Source organism: Streptomyces showdoensis, assembly GCF_039535475.1.
Classification (GTDB): Bacteria; Actinomycetota; Actinomycetes; order Streptomycetales; family Streptomycetaceae; genus Streptomyces; species Streptomyces showdoensis.
The window spans coordinates 3,980,139-3,995,510 of the sequence record NZ_BAAAXG010000026.1 but is presented as its reverse complement, the minus strand read 5'-3'; the positions used below and the strand labels follow the sequence as shown (position 1 = coordinate 3,995,510).

Genomic DNA, 15,372 nt, shown 5'->3' with positions numbered 1-15,372 from the left:
CGTTCGGGCCCGTCCCACCTGCGCCGACACCCCTCTCCGTCGAGCCTGGGGGGCATGAGCCTCGTCGACGAACTGAAGAGCGCCGTCACCCCCCGAGCAGCCCTGCTGGTCGTCGGGGTCTTCGCCCTCCAGATGCTGTTCATCGCCTCGTACGTCGGGGCCCTGCACGATCCCAAGCCCCGGGACGTCCCCTTCGGCGTGGTCGCCCCGCAGCCGGTCGCGGGCCCGCTGGTGGAACGCCTGGAGAAGCTGCCGGACGACCCGCTCGACCCGCGGACGGTCGCGAGCGCGGACGCGGCCCGGGACCAGATCCTGAACCGGGACATCGACGGGGCCCTGATCGTCGACCCGGCGGGCCGCACGGACACCCTGCTCGTCGCCTCCGGCGGCGGCACCGTGCTCTCCTCCACCCTGCAGAAGATGTTCACGACCCTCGAAGGGGCCCAGGGCCGCGCGGTGCGGACCGTCGACGTGGCCCCGGCCTCCCCCAAGGACTTCGACGGGCTCTCCGCGTTCTACCTCGTCGTCGGCTGGTGCGTCGGCGGGTACATCTGCGCCGCGATCCTGGCGATCAGCGCCGGCTCGCGCCCCGCCAACCTCGAACGGGCGGTCATCCGGCTCGGGACGCTCGCGGTCTACTCGGTCCTCGGCGGCCTCGGCGGCGCGATCATCGTCGGCCCGATCCTGGGCGCCCTGCCCGGCAGCGTCGCCGCCCTGTGGGGCCTGGGCGCCCTGGTGGTCTTCGCGGTCGGCGCCGCCACCCTGGCCCTGCAGTCGGTCTTCGGGATCGTCGGCATCGGCCTGGCGATCCTGCTCATCGTGGTCGCGGGCAACCCCAGCGCGGGCGGCGCCTTCCCGCTGCCGATGCTGCCGCCGTTCTGGAACGCGATCGGCCCGGCCCTGCCACCGGGCGCGGGCACCTGGGTGGCCCGCTCGATCGCGTACTTCAAGGGCAACGACGTCCTCGGCTCCCTGCTGATCCTCTCCTCCTGGGCACTGGTCGGCTCGGTCGTCACGCTGGTGATGTCCTCGCTGAAGCGCAAGCCCGGGGCGGAGCCGATCGCCGCGGAGGTCGGCGAGGTCCGCCCCTAGGTCGTGGGCACGCGGAAGGGCCCCCGGTCGCGGTGACCGGGGGCCCTTCCGTGCGGGGGCGCCTACTTCCCGTAGTACGCCCGGGTCATCAGCGCCTTCATGTCGTCGATCATCGGCATCCGCGGGTTGGCGGGCGCGCACTGGTCGGCGTAGGCGTTCATCGCCTGCTGCGGCAGGGCCTCCAGGAAGGCCGCCTCGTCGACGCCCTCCGCCTGGAAGGAGGCCGGGATGCCGCACTTCTCGCGCAGTTCCTCGACCGCGCGGGCGTAGGACTCCACGCCCTCCTCCGGGGTCGCGGCCGGCAGGCCCAGCGTACGGGCGATCTCCTGGAACCGCTCCGGGGCCCGGTAGACCTCGGCCTTCGGCCACGGCACGGCCTTGTGGGTCACGGTGCCGTTGTGCCGGATCACGTGCGGCAGCAGCAGGGCGTTGGTGCGTCCGTGGGCCACGTGGAAGGTGTTGCCCAGGGTGTGGGCCATGGCGTGCACCAGGCCGAGGAAGGCGTTGGCGAAGGCCATGCCGGCGATGGTGGACGCGTTGTGCATCTTCTCGCGGGCCTCGGGCGCCTTGGCGCCCTCCTTCACGCAGGTCTCCAGGTTCTCGAAGATCAGCTTGATGGCCTGGAGGCACTGGCCGTCGGTGAAGTCGTTGGCGTAGGCCGAGACGTACGCCTCGGTGGCGTGGGTCAGGGCGTCGAAGCCGGAGTCGGCGGTCACCGTCGGCGGGAGGTTCAGCGGGAGGACCGGGTCGACGATGGCCACGTCCGGGGTGAGCGCGTAGTCCGCGAGCGGGTACTTCTGCGCCGCCTCGGGGTCGGAGATGACCGCGAACGGAGTGACCTCGCTGCCCGTGCCCGAGGTGGTCGGGACGGCGACCAGCTTGGCCTTCTCGCCCAGCTTCGGGAAGCGGTAGGCGCGCTTGCGGATGTCGAAGAACTTCTCCTTCGTGTCCGCGAACTCGACCTCGGGCCGCTCGTACATCAGCCACATGATCTTCGCCGCGTCCATCGGCGAGCCGCCGCCGAGGGCCACGATGGTGTCCGGCCCGAAGTCCCGCATGGCGGCGGCGCCGGCCCGGACGGTGGCCAGCTCCGGGTTGGGCTCGACGTTGTCGATGACCTGGATCGTCACCGGCTCGGTGCGCCCGTTGAGGATGTCGGTGACCTTCTGGACGAAGCCGATGGCGCCCATGGTCTTGTCGGTCACGATGGTGACCCGGCGGACGTCCTCCATCTCGCCGAGGTAGCGGATGGCGTTGCGCTCGAAGTAGATCTTCGGCGGGATCTTGTACCACTGCATGTTGGTGTTGCGCCGTCCGATCCGCTTGACGTTGATCAGGTTGACCGCGGTGACGTTGTCGGAGACGGAGTTGTGTCCGTACGAGCCGCAGCCGAGGGTGAGGGAGGGCAGGAAGGCGTTGTAGACGTCGCCGATGCCGCCGAAGGTCGAGGGGGCGTTGACGATGACCCGGATCGCCTTGACCCGCTTGCCGAACTCCTCGGCCAGCGCCTCGTCCTCGGTGTGGATGGCGGCGCTGTGCCCGAGGCCGTGGAACTCGACCATGCGGGCGGCCAGGTCGAGGCCGTGCTCGGTGGAGTCGGCCTTGAGGGCGGCCAGGATCGGGGAGAGCTTCTCGCGGGTGAGGGGCTCGCTCTCGCCCACCTCGGCACACTCGGCGAGGAGGATGGAGGTGTTCTCCGGGACCTCGAAGCCGGCCTGCTCGGCGATCCACCGCGGGGACTTGCCGACGACCGCCGCGTTGAGCTTGGCACCGCCGCAGTTGGTGGCGTAGGCGGTGGTGCCGAAGACGTACTCCTCCAGCTTGGTCTTCTCGGCGGCGGTGACGACGTAGGCGCCGAGCCGCTCGAACTCGGCGATGCCCTGCTCGTACACCTCCCGGTCGAGGACGACGGCCTGCTCGGAGGCGCAGATCATGCCGTTGTCGAAGGCCTTGGAGAGCACGATGTCGTGGATCGCGCGCTGGAGCTTGGCGTCCTTGGCGACGTAGGCGGGCACGTTGCCGGCGCCGACGCCGAGGGCGGGCTTGCCGCACGAGTAGGCGGCCCTGACCATCGCGTTGCCGCCGGTGGCGAGGATGGTGGAGACGCCCTCGTGGTTCATCAGCTCGCCGGTGGCCGCCATGGACGGCTCCTCGATCCACTGCACGCAGTCGGCGGGCGCGCCGGCCTCGACGGCGGCGTCGCGGACGATCCGGGCGGCCTCGGCCGAGCAGTTCTGCGCGGAGGGGTGGAAGGCGAAGACGATGGGGTTGCGGGTCTTCAGCGCGATCAGCGCCTTGAAGATCGTGGTCGAGGTCGGGTTGGTGACGGGGGTCATCGCGCAGACGACGCCGACGGGCTCGGCGATCTCGGTGATGCCGTTCAGCTCGTCGCGGCTGATGACGCCTGCGGTCTTGAGCCCGGCCATCGAGTGGGTGACGTGCTCGCAGGCGAAGAGGTTCTTGACGGCCTTGTCCTCGAAGAGGCCGCGGCCGGTCTCCTCGACGGCGAGCCGGGCGAGCTCCCCGTGGGCGCTCAGGGCGGCGAGCGAGGCCTTCTTCACGATGTGGTCGACCTGCTCCTGGTCGAGGGTCTCGAACGTGTCGAGGGCGGCGAGGGCCGCCTGGACGAGTCCGTCCACCATCTCCTTGGCCTCCATGGCAGGCACTCCTTCTTGGTCCCGTTCGTGGTCCCGTTGATTTCCTTCACCTCCCATTCGACACCCGGTGACCTGCGAGAAGAGGCGATGAAAGACCCGAGGGACGGGGCCGGAAGTCCTTTTGTGAATGGATTCACAAGATCTTGGAAGGGGGTGCCCCCGGCGCGTCCGCCGAGGGCACCCGAGGAGACCGCGAAGACCGCGGGGAGAGCGCGGGTCCCGCCTAGAAGACGCTGACCCCGTACGCGCTCAGCGCCTCGGTCACCGGCTGGAAGAACGTCGTCCCTCCGGAGCTGCAGTCGCCGCTGCCGCCCGAGGTGAGGCCGATGGCGCGGCTGCCCGAGTAGAGCGGGCCGCCGGAGTCGCCCGGCTCGGCGCAGACGTTGGTCTGGATCATGCCGTAGACGATGTCGCCGCCGCCGTAGTTCACGGTGGCGTTGAGGCCGGTCACCGTGCCGCCGTGGGTGCCGGTGGTGGAGCCGCGCCGGGTGACGGACATGCCGACGGTGGCGTTGGCGGCGCTGGTGATGTCGACGCTGCCGACCGTCCCGGACTTGGTCACCGAGGTGTTGGTGTAGCGGACGATGCCGTAGTCGTTGGTCGGGAAGCTGGACCCGGCCGTGGTGCCGAGGACGGTGGTCTTGGAGGAGTTGGACCACCACGTGCCCGCGCCGTCGGTGCAGTGGCCCGCGGTGAGGAAGTAGTAGTTGCCCGCGCTGTCCTTGACGTTGAAGCCGAGCGAGCAGCGCCAGCTGCTCGCGTAGATGGCGTCGCCGCCGGAGATCAGCTTGTTGAACTTCCCGGCGGTGCGCTCGATGCGCAGCGCGCCCGCGTTGGTGCCGGCCTGGCGCTTGATCCTGGCTATGTCGGCCTGCGAGACGGTGGAGTCGGCGGTGACGACCACCGTCTTCGTGGCCGGGTCGACGCGCCAGGCGGTGCCCGCGACGTCGGCCGCGAGGACGGCGTCGCCCGCGGCGGTGAGCTGGGTGGCGCTGAAGGTGCCCGCCTGGACGGCGGAGTCGGCGTTCGCGGCGGGGACGGCGAACGCCGCGGCGGCGGCGAGACCGGTCGCGACGGCGAGCATCCGGATGTTTCTCGTGGGGGTGGTGCGCTTGGTCCTCACTTCTCGTTCCTCCAGAGGGGAATCGGGGGTCCGCAGTGGGGTGTCGGACCCGTGAGGCGCGGCCCTGGGCCGGCGCTGTGGGGGAGTCTCGGGCCGCACGGCTTCACGCCGCAAGGGCACCTTTCGGCCGTACAGCCTTCAACTGCCGTGTGGGCCAAGGGTGTTGAAGAAGCACAAAAGGGCGGCACCCGGAGCCGGAGCCCCGGGTGCCGCCCGTACGGAGCCGATCAGCCCCCGATCAGCTCCCGATCAGCCGCCGCTCCCCCGCCGCGACCGCCGTGTCCAGCGTGTTGCCCGGCGGCGGGAAGGGGCAGATGAAGTGCGCGGCGAACGCGCAGGGCGGCAGCAGCGCCCGGTTGAGGTCCACGGTCACCGAACCGTCCGCCGCCGGGGCCGGCGGCCGCAGGAAGCGGAAGCGGTAGCTGTCCCGCCCGCTGGTGGCGTCCGCGAAGACCGCCCAGAGCGTGCCGTCCTCCTCCACGGCCACCTGGAGGCTGTGCTCGGCGCCGTGCAGGTCGAAGACCAGCTCACCGGCGAGACCGAGACCGCGCTCCTTGCCGTCCGCGTTCTCCACCCGGACGTGCCGGTCCTCGCCGTACGGACGGAACACTCCGGGCCGCACCCACGCCTCGTCGTACGGGGTGGCCTCGATGCCCCGGAAGGCGCGCCGGGCCTCCGACTCGGGGTCGAAGTCCCGTACCGCCCACTCCCCTTCGCGGCGCAGCACGACCAGCCGGCGGCCGGCCGACTCGGCCCGGGACTCGTGGATCGGGCCGTGGTCGGCGGTGAGCCGGACGCTGCCGATCAGCGGCTTCCCGTCCACCGTGACCGCGTCCTCGGCGCCGGCGGTCAGGACCACCTCGTCGTCCTCCGCGCGCCACTCACCGGGAACGGCCGGAATTCGCCCCTCCGGGAAGTCCGAGAGCCAGTACGTACCCGTCAGCGAGAGCGGTCCGTAGGCCGAGGCGACCGCCGCGTCCCGCTGCTCGTGCCAGTGCTGCCAGTCCTGCCGGTCCTGCGATGCATCCGTGCTCATGGTGGGAAACCTTTCCATACCGGGTCAGTTCTTGGTCCGGGGCAGGCCGGGCGGGTTGATCTCCGAGGCGGGCACGGCCTCGCTGCTCAGCCCCCAGCGCTGGAGGACCTGCGCGTAGGTGCCGTTCTGGATGATGTGGTTCAGCGCGTCGGCGTAGGCGGCGACGAGGCCGCTGTCCTTCTTGGTGGTGGCGGCGATCTTGCCCTGGAGCCCGGCGCCCGCGCCGGAGAACTTGCCGACGATCTCGGTCTGCCCGGCGGCGGCCACGTGGTAGGCGGCGCTCGGGTTCGGGCCGAGGTAGGCGTCGATGCGGCCGGACTGGAGGGCCAGGTAGTAGTCGGAGACGTTCTGGAAGTACTTGATGTCGACCGGCTTGCGGCCCGCCTTCTCGTTCTCCTTGCTCCAGTCGACCAGGATCTTCTCCTGGTTGGTGCCGGAGCCGACCGCGATGGACTTGCCCGCCACGTCGGCCGGGCCCTTCACCTTCCAGCCGGAGCCCTTCTTCGCCTCGAAGGCCAGGTCGTCCAGGCGGTAGGTGGCGAAGTCGTACTTGTCCTTGCGCTCCTCGGTCACGGTGACGTTGGAGAAGACGCCGTCGAACTTGCCGCTGTCCAGGCCGACGAAGAGGTTCTCCCAGGAGACCGCGGAGAACTCGGGCTTCACGCCGAGGGTGTCGGCGACCAGCGTGGCGAGGTCGAGCTCGACGCCGATGAGCGTTCTGTCGTCGGTGGCGTAGAAGCCGAGCGGCGGGGCGCTGCCGGTGGAGACGCCCAGCGAGAGCGTGCCGCGCTTGCGCACGGCCTCGGGCAGCTTGGCGGCGATGGCGTCCACCTTGGCGGTGTGGATGCGCTTCTGGTCCGGGCCGAGGTTGATCGAGCTGCCCGCGCCCTTCTGGCCCTTGGGCACGACCTGGTCGGTGGCGGCGTCACTGGCACCGCAGGCGGTGAGCGAGGCGAGGGCGGTGAGCGAGGCGAGCGCGACGGCGAGCGGACGGCGGCATACGGACATGACGGGACTCCCGGTGTCGAGGGATGGACGGACGAAGGGAACGAAGAGAAGAGAAGAGAAGAGAAGGAGCGGGGGTCAGAGGACCTTGGAGAGGAAGGCGCGGGTGCGTTCGTGCTGCGGGGCCTCCAGCACCTCGGCCGGCGTGCCCTGCTCGACGATCCGGCCCTCGTCCATGAAGACGACCGTGTCGGCGACCTCGCGGGCGAAGCCGATCTCGTGGGTGACGACGATCATCGTGGTGCCGGAGGCGGCCAGGTCCTTGATGACGTCGAGCACCTCGCCGACCAGCTCCGGGTCGAGCGCGGAGGTCGGCTCGTCGAAGAGGAGCAGGCTCGGTTCGAGGGCGAGCGCGCGGGCGATGGCGACCCGCTGCTGCTGTCCGCCGGAGAGCTGCTTGGGGTACGCCTTGGCCTTGTCGGCGAGCCCGACCCGTTCGAGCAGCGCCAGGGCCGCCGCCTCGGCCTCCTTGCGGGGGCGCTTGAGGGCGGAGACCGGGGCCTCGACGATGTTCTCCAGGACGGTGAGGTGCGGGAAGAGGTGGAAGTTCTGGAAGACGAAGCCGATCCGGGTGCGCTGCTTGAGGATCTCGCGCTCGCGCAGCTCGTAGAGCTTGTCGCCGGAGCGGCGGTAGCCGACCAGGGTGCCGTCCACGCTGATGGAGCCGCTGTCGACCTTCTCCAGGTGGTTGATGGTCCGCAGCAGGGTGGACTTGCCGGAACCGGAGGGCCCGAGGATGACGGTGACCTCGCCGGGGCGGACGTCGAGGTCGATCCCGCGCAGGACCTCCAGGGCGCCGAAGCTCTTGCGCACGGAACGGATCCGGACCTTGTTCTCGGCGTGCCCGGGTGTTGCGGTCTCGGGTGCGGCGGTCTCGGGTGCGGCGGTGCTCATCGGGTGCTCCCCTTCGCGTAGTGACGTTCGACGTAGTGCTGGACGATGGAGAGCGCCGTGGTGAGCAGGATGTACCAGGCGGTGGCGACCATCAGGAGCGGGACGACCCGCCCGTTGCGGCCGTAGACGACCTGGACCTGGTAGAAGAGCTCGCCGATCGCCATCACGGAGACGATCGAGGTGCCCTTGAAGAGCGAGATGATCTCGTTGGCGGCGTTGGGCAGGATCGAGCGCATGGCCTGCGGCAGCACGATCCGGCGCAGCTGCCGCAGCCGCGGGATGCCGAGCGAGGCCGCCGCCTCCAGCTGGCCGCCGTCGACGGCGAGCACGCCGCCGCGGACGATCTCCGCCGCGTACGCGGCCTGGTGCAGCGCCAGGCCGAGGACGGCCGCGCTCATCGCGCCGACCAGGCCCATGGTGTCGAAGGCGAAGAAGCTCGGCCCGAACGGGATGCCGAAGCTCAGCTCCTTGTAGAGGTAGGCCAGGTTGAACCAGAAGAGCAGCTGGACGATGAGCGGGATCGAGCGGAAGGCCCAGATGTAGCCGAAGGCGACCGCCTTGAGGAAGGGGCTCGCGGACAGCCGCATGAAGGCGAGCACGATGCCGAGGGCGAAGCCGAGGGCGGTGCCGTAGAAGGTCAGCTGGAGGGTGACCCAGACGGCCTTGAGGATGGCGTCGGCGGTGAAGAAGCGGGCGAAGACGTCCCACTCCCAGCCGGGGTTGGTGATCAGGCCGTTGAGGAACTGGGCGAGGACGACGGCGGTGGCGACGACCGCGACCCAGCGCCAGGGGTGGCGCACGGGCACCACCTTGAGGACGGCGGGGTCGGCGGGATCGGCGGCTTCGGCCGCGCCGGCCGGCCGCGGGGGCGCGTCGACCGGCGGGTCGCTGGTGAGAGACATGGGCGTACCTCGGTACGGGGAGGAGGCGGGAAGGGCGGGGCGGGAGGAGCGGGTGGACGGCCGACGGGCTAGGCGCTCAGCGGCGCGGGCTCGGGCGCGTGCGCGGGCTCCGGACAGGACAGCTCGCGCAGCAGCGCGAGCGCGGTGCGGGCGGTCCGGTCGTTCTGCCGGAAGGCGAAGCCGCCGGTGCGCGGCCGGGTGAAGGCGCCGCCGGCCCGGGCGGTGGTGTGCGGGCCGAGCGCGAAGTGCCGCGGGTGCGGGCGGCCGTCGCGGTCCAGGACGCGGCCGTCGTCCGGGTCGACGGCGAGCAGCCCGGCGTCGGTGGCCCGGGCGCCGGCCTCGTACAGGGCGCGCAGCAGCGGGCTGCCGGTGCGCTCGAGGGTGGGATCGGGCAGCCGGGCCTCGACCAGGGCGCGGGCCTCGGTCCACTCCCCCGGCAGGCTCGTGGAGGAGGCGCGGAAGACGCCCCGCTCCTCGTCGGTCGTGACGGTGACGTCCGCGCCCAGGAAGCGGACGATCCCGGCGTCGGAGAGGGCGAGCAGCTGCCGCAGCCGGGGGCCGGGCGGGCCGGAGGCGAGGTAGCTGAAGAAGCCGTGCCACCAGTTGCCCGGGTCGCCGATGTCGCCGAAGCGCAGCAGCTGCCCATAGACGGAGAGGACCGCGCCGAAGACGGCCAGATCGGTGCTGTAGGCGGGGTCGTGGCGGCGGTCGAGGTCGGCGGCTATGTACGCGCGCAGCCCGTCCTGGAGGGCGTCGGCGGACTCGTACCGCACCCCCTCCAGCGGGTGGTCGAGGGCGTCCAGGTCGAGCCGGTCGGCCGGGTCGGGCACGGCGGCGGCGACCAGCGCGTCGAGTTCGGGCGAGCGCGGGGCGGCGGCCGCGTACTTCTCCTCGAAGTCGGTCCAGGCGACGGCGGTCCGCTCGGGGTGCGCGGCGAAGAGCCGGTGGTAGTGGGCCCAGCCGAGCTCCTTGTCGACGAGCGGCCAGACGTCCCTGCGGAAGTCCAGCGGGCCGGGGCCGCCGAGCAGCGCGTCGACCTCGGCGGGCCCGAAGAAGCGCGGCAGCGGCGGGCGTTCGCCGTCGAGCTCGTAGCCGATCTTGGAGTGGTACGGGACGCCCCGCCGCGACCCGACGTAGAGCACCGGCTCGCGGCCGGACGGCCGGTAGACGAGCCGGCCGGAGCCCGCGGTGTCCCCGGCGTCTTCCTCGTATCGGCCGCCACGGCCCTCGGTGAGGAGCACCATGAGGTCCACGAAGGCGAGGCCGAAGCCGCGCACCAGGACGGGTTCCCCGGCGGGAAGCGCGGACAGGTCGGTGTCGGCGGTGAAGTCGGGCGGCAGGTGGACGAGGCCGTGCCGGTCGGCGAAGTCGGCCAGCTCGCGCTGGCGTTCGTCGGGGTGGGCGTCGAGGTGGCCGAGGGCGAGGACGACCAGGTCGGCGGTGAGCGGCACGGCGTGGCCGTCCAGCCAGACCCGCTGGCGGCCGTCGCGGGGCCCGGTGACGCGCAGCGCGGTGGTGGGGTGCTCGTGCACGGTGACGGAGGCCGGCAGCGCGGCGCGGGCCCGCTCGTAGACCCAGCGCAGGTAGGCGCCCTGTTGGGGGCGGCTGGGGAAGGTGCGGCCGTCGAGGCCGGCCCATTCGGCGAGGGTGGGTCCGGGCCGTACGGGTCCGTCGATGGTGACGGTCTCGTCGGTGAACATGGTGACGTCCTCGGCCTGGGAGTTCATCCACAGCAGCGGGGACTGGGAGGTGCGCCAGATCCGGCCGCCGCCGGCCGGGTGCGGGTCGACGAGGTGCAGGTCGAGGGGCCGGTCCCCGTACAGCTCGGGCAGGTTGGCGGCGAGCCGTTCGAGGAAGCCGGTGCCGCGGGGCCCGGCGCCGACGACGACCAGCGAGCGGCGTTCGGTGTGCGGCCGGTTCACCGGGCACCCGCCGTCCCGCGGGCGTAGTGCCGCTCGACGTAGTGCTGCCCGACGCTGAGGACGGAGGTGACCAGGACGTACCAGAGGGTGGCGACCAGGAGCATCGGGACGACCTGGTAGGTGGCGTGGTAGACGAGCTGGACGGAGTAGAGCAGGTCCTGCACGGCGATGACGGAGACGATCGAGGTGCCCTTGAGGGTGCCGATCAGCATGTTCCCGGCGGGCGGGACGATGGCGCGCATGGCCTGCGGGAGCACGATCCGGGTGAGCCGGCGGGTGCGCCCGAGGCCGAGCGACTGGGCGGCCTCGATCTGGCCGCGGTCGACGGAGAGGACGCCGCCGCGGACGACCTCGGCGGCGTAGGCGGCCTCGTGCAGGGTGAGGCCGATGACGGCGACGGAGACCGGGCCGAGCAGATTGACCGTGCTGACGCCGAGGACGGTCGGGTAGAGCACCCCGATGTTGAACCAGAACAGCAGCTGGACCAGGATCGGCGTGGACCGGAAGAACCACACGTATCCCCAGCTCACCGCGCGCAGCACGGGGTTGATGGAGAGCCGCATGACGGCGAGCAGGGTGCCGAGGACGAAGCCCAGGGCCATCACGAGGGCGGTCAGCCACAGGGTGAGGCCGAGTCCGCGCAGCACGGAGGTCGAGGTGAAGTAGTCGGCGACCACGTCCCACTGGAAGGCGCGGTTGGTGGCGACGGAGACGAGGCCGAGCGCGACGAGGACGAGGACGGCCGCGGCCGCGGTCCACTGGCCGGTGCGGCGGGCGGGGACGATGCGCGGGGCGGGTTCTTCGTCGGGCGGGGCCGTGACGGGGGCTTTGGTGAGGATCGCGGACATGGCGAAGGCTCCGTGGATGCCAGAGACGGATCGAACACGGGAGTGCGCCTTCACGCGCGGTGAGCCGCGGATCCGAGCCCCTCAGCACGGTCCGCCCTTTCAACGTAGTCGGCGGGCACGGAGTGCTGTCAAGTCCGTCCGCAGTGTGAGCCGTTCGTCTCATCCTGGTTGACGGGGAAACGGATGCCTGTTCCACTTGGGCCATGAATTCGCAGCAGTGGCTGGTCACGCGCTCCCACATCGACTTCGGTCGCGTGTGGTCCTCTTCCTGTTGAGCCGACCCCCTGCTGCCTCCCGCCCGCGTGCTGTTGTCCCGCGGCGCCTTCACTTCCGCACGTCCGTGAGTGCCTGAGCTCGACTCCCCTCGTCCTGCCCCGCCTTTCGCCTTTTTCCCTACTTGTTCCGTAGGAAATCCATGACCTTCGCGTTGTCCGTGCACCGGACCACGACCACCGACCCGTTGGCGCGCCCGCTCCTCGACGAGCTGGCGTACGAGTACACGACCCGGTACGGCTCCTCGGACGACCTGAGCCGCTATCCGGCGGAGGAGTTCGCCCCGCCGCAGGGGGCCTTCCTGCTGCTCCTGGAGCAGGGGCGGCCCGTGGCGGGCGGCGCCTACCGCCGCTACGACGAGCACACCGCCGAACTGAAGCGGATCTGGACCCACTCGGCACACCGCAGGCGCGGTCTCGCCCGCCGGGTCCTGACCGTCCTGGAACGCGAGGCCGCCGACCGCGGCTACCGCCGGATCTACCTGACCACCGGTCCGCGCCAGCCCGAGGCCAAGGGCCTCTACCTGGCCACCGGATACCGCCCGCTCTTCGACGTCGCCGCCGACCCCGAGTCCATCGGGCCGCTGCCGTTCGAGAAGTACCTGGAGACCCCGAAGCCATGAGCACCCAGCGCAGCACCCGTACGAAGCGCACCACCGCCCTGCTCGCCCTGACCGCCGCGGCCGGCCTGGCGCTCACGGCCTGCGGCACCGGGGAGCCGGTGGCGGCCCCCGCCGGCGCGGCGGGGAAGGGGGGCGCGCAGGCCGCGCTCCCGAAGGAGGACGTGGCGGCGGGGGTGAAGAAGAACGAAGCGGCGGCGAAGCTGCTGCCCGCCGAGGTGAGACAGCGCGGCAGTCTGACCCTCGCCACCTCGGTGGGCACCCCGCCCAGCTCGGCCTATCTGCCGGACGGGAAGACCGTCGTCGGGCTGGACGCCGACTTCGCGCAGGCCGTGGGGAAGGCGCTGGGCCTGGAGGTGAAGACCGAGATCGCCGGCTTCGAGGTCATCCTGCCCGCGCTCGGCAGCGGCAAGTACGACCTCGGCATGGGCAACTTCGGTGTGACGGAGGAGCGGCGCAAGACGATCGACTTCGTCACCTACATCAACGACGGGCAGGGCTTCGCGGCCCGCGCCGACACCAAGCTGACCGACATCACCGACCTGACCCGGCTGTGCGGTCTGAAGGTGGCCACCGGCGCGGGCACCACCTTCGAGCGGACCCTGGAGAAGAACAAGGAGCGGTGCGGGAAGGCCGGCAAGGAGCCGTACGAGGTGAACGTCTTCTCCGACACCTCCGCCGCCTGGCTGGCGCTCCAGCAGGGCCGCAGCGACGTGCTGATGAGCACGATCAACGGCATCCGGTACGCGGTGACCCAGCAGCCGGGCACGAAGTTCCTCAACGAGTACCGGCGCCTGGACGTCGGCTTCGCCTTCAAGAAGGGCTCGGCGCTCACGCCCGCCTTCCAGGCCGCGGTGAACGGGCTGAAGGCGGACGGCACCTACGACCGGATCCTCAAGAAGTGGGGCGTGACCGCCTCGGGCATCGCCGAGTCGCGGATCTCCCCGCCGGAGATCCCGGCGCCGACGAAGTGACGCACCGGCCGCCGGACCCCGCCGCACCGGGGCCCGGCGGCCGCTGAGGGACGGTCAGCAGTCGCAGGGGCAGCAGCAGTCGCAGTTTCCGCAGTCGCAGTTTCCGCAGTCGCAGTTGTGGCAGCAGCCCTCGCGCTTCTTGCGGGACCAGGGGCCCTCGTACTTCTCGGCGCAGCAGATCTGGCAGGTGCAGAACAGCCAGGTGAAGGCGGCGCAGCCGGCGAGGAAGCCGCGCGGCTCGGGCCGGTGCGGCCCGCCGCCACCGCCGCCCCCGCCGAAGGGCGGCATCCCGCCCGGCCCGCCGGGGCCACCGGGGCCGCCCGGCTTGGCGAGCGGGTCGCCCGGCCCGTACGGCCCGGCCTGCGCGTACGGGTTCCCCGGCACAGGCCCGTACGGCTGCTGTCCCGGCCCCGGCGCGCCGTGGGCGCAGCTCGTCGTGCCGAAGGCCCGGTCGACGGAGGTGCGCAGCTCGTGGGCGAGGAGGACGTGGGCGAGCCGTCCGTCGGCGAACTCGGCGTCCTTGAGCGCGAGCCGAATGCCGTGCAGCGCGTCGTCGGCGAGCCTGCGGGCCTCCGCGCGGGAGGTCCCGGTCGCGGTGAGCGGGTTCCAGGATCCGGCGGCGGCGTCGGCGGCCTGGTCCTCGACGGCGTCGAGCAGGTGGGCGAGGCGCCCGAAGAGCCGTCCGGCCTCGGCGAGCGGTGCCGCGTTGCCGGGGCGGCCGGCGAGGACGGCGGTGTGCGCGAAGGCCGCGGCGGTCGCGGTCTCGGTCGGCTCGGTGACGGCGAGCAGCGGGGTGCCGGGCCCGGCGAGCGCCTCGATGCCGGTCTGCCGGTCGACGGCGTCGACCAGGACGGCGGTGTCGAAGCCGAGGGCCCGTCCGGTGCGGGCGCCCGCCCGGTCCCAGGAGCGGGCGACGCGGCGGGCCGCGGCGGCGACCGGGCGGCGGGCCAACAGGCCGTCCCGGTCGGCGACGTGGTCGCGGACCTTGGCGGAGGCCAGCACGAGGGAGACGGCGGCGGCGAGCCGCGCGCCCTCGCCCCGGGCGACGGGCGCGGTCCGCATCGCCCGGAGCGGGCAGGGGCCGGCGGTGCGGCGGCCGGCCGCGGTGGCGCCGGTCTGAGCCTCCGTCAGAACCGAGACGATCAGGCCGTCGTAGTTGGTGACCACCCGGGCGAGCTGCCCGTGGTCGGAGCGAAGTGCCAGGCAGAGGCCGCAGAGATGGGCCATCCACTCGGTCTTGAGCCCCTCGGTGAGGCGGTGCGTGCAGGGTCTGACGATTCCGAACAAGACATTCTCCCCCGTGGCCCCCTGGTGCGACGGTTCACCCGTACGCCTCCGTCGTCACCCTTCCGGCCCGACATTCGTATTTTAAGTTGCGCGCCCCCCGTCCGACCCCCCGTCACGCCCGGCATACCGCAAGATCCCTGACGAATCGCCAGTTTTCGAACCTCACGTTCTGCACCAGTACCGTCACGAATCCCCTGCGCGCCGACTATCCACTTGGCGCACGATCCGCATCATGGACGACGATAGGGATTGCGGAACCACAAGTGACCGCGCTGAAAGGAGGCGTCCATGGGATCGGTGCGCAAGGCGAGTGCCTGGCTGGGACTCGTCGAGGACAACGACGAGCGTTACTACGACGACGAGTACGCCGACGGTGCCGAGAACGGCAGCGACGCCTGGGTGACGGACCCGCGGGTGCGGGTGGCGACCGACACGGCGCAGGAGCACGGCCGTCGGATCGCCACCGTCTCCCCCGACGGGTTCCGGGACGCCCGGGGCATCGGCGAGCTGTTCCGGGACGGCGTCCCGGTGATCGTGAACCTGACCGCGATGGAGCCGAACGACGCCAAGCGCGTGGTCGACTTCGCCGCCGGTCTCGCCTTCGGCCTGCGCGGTTCGATCGAGCGGGTGGCCACGCGGGTCTTCCTGCTGACCCCGGCCGACACGCAGATCGTCAACGGCGAGTCCGCCGGACGGTCGCAGGACGGTTTCTTCAACCAGAGCTGACCCCCACCGGGGCT

The 15,372-nt window shown here is 71.7% G+C and carries 13 protein-coding genes; 4 read left to right on the top strand and 9 right to left on the bottom strand.

Annotated features, from left to right (window positions below; all coding sequences use genetic code 11):
- Positions 1-54 precede the first annotated feature (54 nt).
- Positions 55-1,092 carry a membrane protein gene (locus ABD981_RS31315; protein WP_046909489.1) on the top strand — a complete coding sequence of 346 codons (1,038 nt, stop codon included), beginning with the start codon at positions 55-57 and terminating at the stop codon, positions 1,090-1,092.
- Between the two features lie 62 nt (positions 1,093-1,154).
- Here ABD981_RS31315 and adhE read toward each other — a convergent pair whose 3' ends face one another.
- The 8 genes from adhE to ABD981_RS31275 all read right to left on the bottom strand — a co-directional run bounded on the left by adhE (position 1,155) and on the right by ABD981_RS31275 (position 11,479).
- The gene (adhE, locus tag ABD981_RS31310; protein ID WP_046909490.1) at positions 1,155-3,749 is read right to left on the bottom strand and encodes a bifunctional acetaldehyde-CoA/alcohol dehydrogenase; all 2,595 of its coding nucleotides are present in this window, start codon (positions 3,747-3,749) and stop codon (positions 1,155-1,157) included.
- Positions 3,750-3,972: 223 nt separating this feature from the next.
- Positions 3,973-4,872, bottom strand: a complete 900-nt coding sequence (locus ABD981_RS31305) for a S1 family peptidase (protein ID WP_046909491.1) — start codon at positions 4,870-4,872, stop codon at positions 3,973-3,975.
- Between the two features lie 238 nt (positions 4,873-5,110).
- Positions 5,111-5,908, bottom strand: a complete 798-nt coding sequence (locus ABD981_RS31300; protein ID WP_046909492.1) for a DUF1684 domain-containing protein — start codon at positions 5,906-5,908, stop codon at positions 5,111-5,113.
- A gap of 24 nt (positions 5,909-5,932) precedes the next feature.
- Entirely contained in the window at positions 5,933-6,916 is a 984-nt protein-coding gene (locus ABD981_RS31295; RefSeq protein ID WP_046909493.1) for an ABC transporter substrate-binding protein, read from the bottom strand.
- Positions 6,917-6,991: 75 nt separating this feature from the next.
- A complete protein-coding gene (locus tag ABD981_RS31290) occupies positions 6,992-7,807 on the bottom strand; it encodes an amino acid ABC transporter ATP-binding protein (protein ID WP_240495325.1) in 816 nt (271 codons plus the stop codon).
- Positions 7,804-8,709 (bottom strand): amino acid ABC transporter permease, encoded by a 906-nt coding sequence (locus tag ABD981_RS31285; RefSeq protein WP_046909494.1) that lies wholly within the window; start codon positions 8,707-8,709, stop codon positions 7,804-7,806. The genes ABD981_RS31290 and ABD981_RS31285 overlap by 4 nt, the downstream gene beginning before the upstream one ends.
- A gap of 68 nt (positions 8,710-8,777) precedes the next feature.
- Positions 8,778-10,631 (bottom strand): FAD/NAD(P)-binding protein, encoded by a 1,854-nt coding sequence (locus ABD981_RS31280; RefSeq protein WP_046909495.1) that lies wholly within the window; start codon positions 10,629-10,631, stop codon positions 8,778-8,780.
- Entirely contained in the window at positions 10,628-11,479 is an 852-nt protein-coding gene (locus ABD981_RS31275; protein WP_046909496.1) for an amino acid ABC transporter permease, read from the bottom strand. Before ABD981_RS31275 ends, ABD981_RS31280 begins: the two co-directional genes overlap by 4 nt.
- A 415-nt stretch (positions 11,480-11,894) precedes the next feature.
- Here ABD981_RS31275 and ABD981_RS31270 point away from each other — a divergent pair, with 415 nt between their 5' ends.
- Both ABD981_RS31270 and ABD981_RS31265 read left to right on the top strand, forming a co-directional pair.
- A complete protein-coding gene (locus ABD981_RS31270) occupies positions 11,895-12,374 on the top strand; it encodes a GNAT family N-acetyltransferase (RefSeq protein ID WP_046909497.1) in 480 nt (159 codons plus the stop codon).
- The gene (locus ABD981_RS31265; RefSeq protein WP_046909498.1) at positions 12,371-13,345 is read left to right on the top strand and encodes an ABC transporter substrate-binding protein; all 975 of its coding nucleotides are present in this window, start codon (positions 12,371-12,373) and stop codon (positions 13,343-13,345) included. The genes ABD981_RS31270 and ABD981_RS31265 overlap by 4 nt, the downstream gene beginning before the upstream one ends.
- A 54-nt stretch (positions 13,346-13,399) precedes the next feature.
- Here ABD981_RS31265 and ABD981_RS31260 read toward each other — a convergent pair whose 3' ends face one another.
- Positions 13,400-14,632, bottom strand: coding sequence for a DUF5685 family protein (locus tag ABD981_RS31260; protein ID WP_046909499.1), 1,233 nt, complete (start codon positions 14,630-14,632; stop codon positions 13,400-13,402).
- Positions 14,633-14,920: 288 nt separating this feature from the next.
- On the opposite strand from ABD981_RS31260, the gene ABD981_RS31255 reads away from it, so the two are divergent.
- The gene (locus ABD981_RS31255) at positions 14,921-15,358 is read left to right on the top strand and encodes a cell division protein SepF (protein ID WP_046909500.1); all 438 of its coding nucleotides are present in this window, start codon (positions 14,921-14,923) and stop codon (positions 15,356-15,358) included.
- The last annotated feature ends 14 nt before the right edge of the window (positions 15,359-15,372 follow it).

Coding starts and splice junctions, on each gene's coding strand:
- ABD981_RS31315 (WP_046909489.1), top strand. CDS start 55: ATGAGCCTCGTCGACGAACTGAAGAGCGCCGTCACCCCCCGAGCAGCC.
- adhE (WP_046909490.1), bottom strand. CDS start 3,749: ATGGAGGCCAAGGAGATGGTGGACGGACTCGTCCAGGCGGCCCTCGCC.
- ABD981_RS31300 (WP_046909492.1), bottom strand. CDS start 5,908: ATGAGCACGGATGCATCGCAGGACCGGCAGGACTGGCAGCACTGGCAC.
- ABD981_RS31295 (WP_046909493.1), bottom strand. CDS start 6,916: ATGTCCGTATGCCGCCGTCCGCTCGCCGTCGCGCTCGCCTCGCTCACC.
- ABD981_RS31290 (WP_240495325.1), bottom strand. CDS start 7,807: ATGAGCACCGCCGCACCCGAGACCGCCGCACCCGAGACCGCAACACCC.
- ABD981_RS31285 (WP_046909494.1), bottom strand. CDS start 8,709: ATGTCTCTCACCAGCGACCCGCCGGTCGACGCGCCCCCGCGGCCGGCC.
- ABD981_RS31275 (WP_046909496.1), bottom strand. CDS start 11,479: ATGTCCGCGATCCTCACCAAAGCCCCCGTCACGGCCCCGCCCGACGAA.
- ABD981_RS31270 (WP_046909497.1), top strand. CDS start 11,895: ATGACCTTCGCGTTGTCCGTGCACCGGACCACGACCACCGACCCGTTG.
- ABD981_RS31265 (WP_046909498.1), top strand. CDS start 12,371: ATGAGCACCCAGCGCAGCACCCGTACGAAGCGCACCACCGCCCTGCTC.
- ABD981_RS31255 (WP_046909500.1), top strand. CDS start 14,921: ATGGGATCGGTGCGCAAGGCGAGTGCCTGGCTGGGACTCGTCGAGGAC.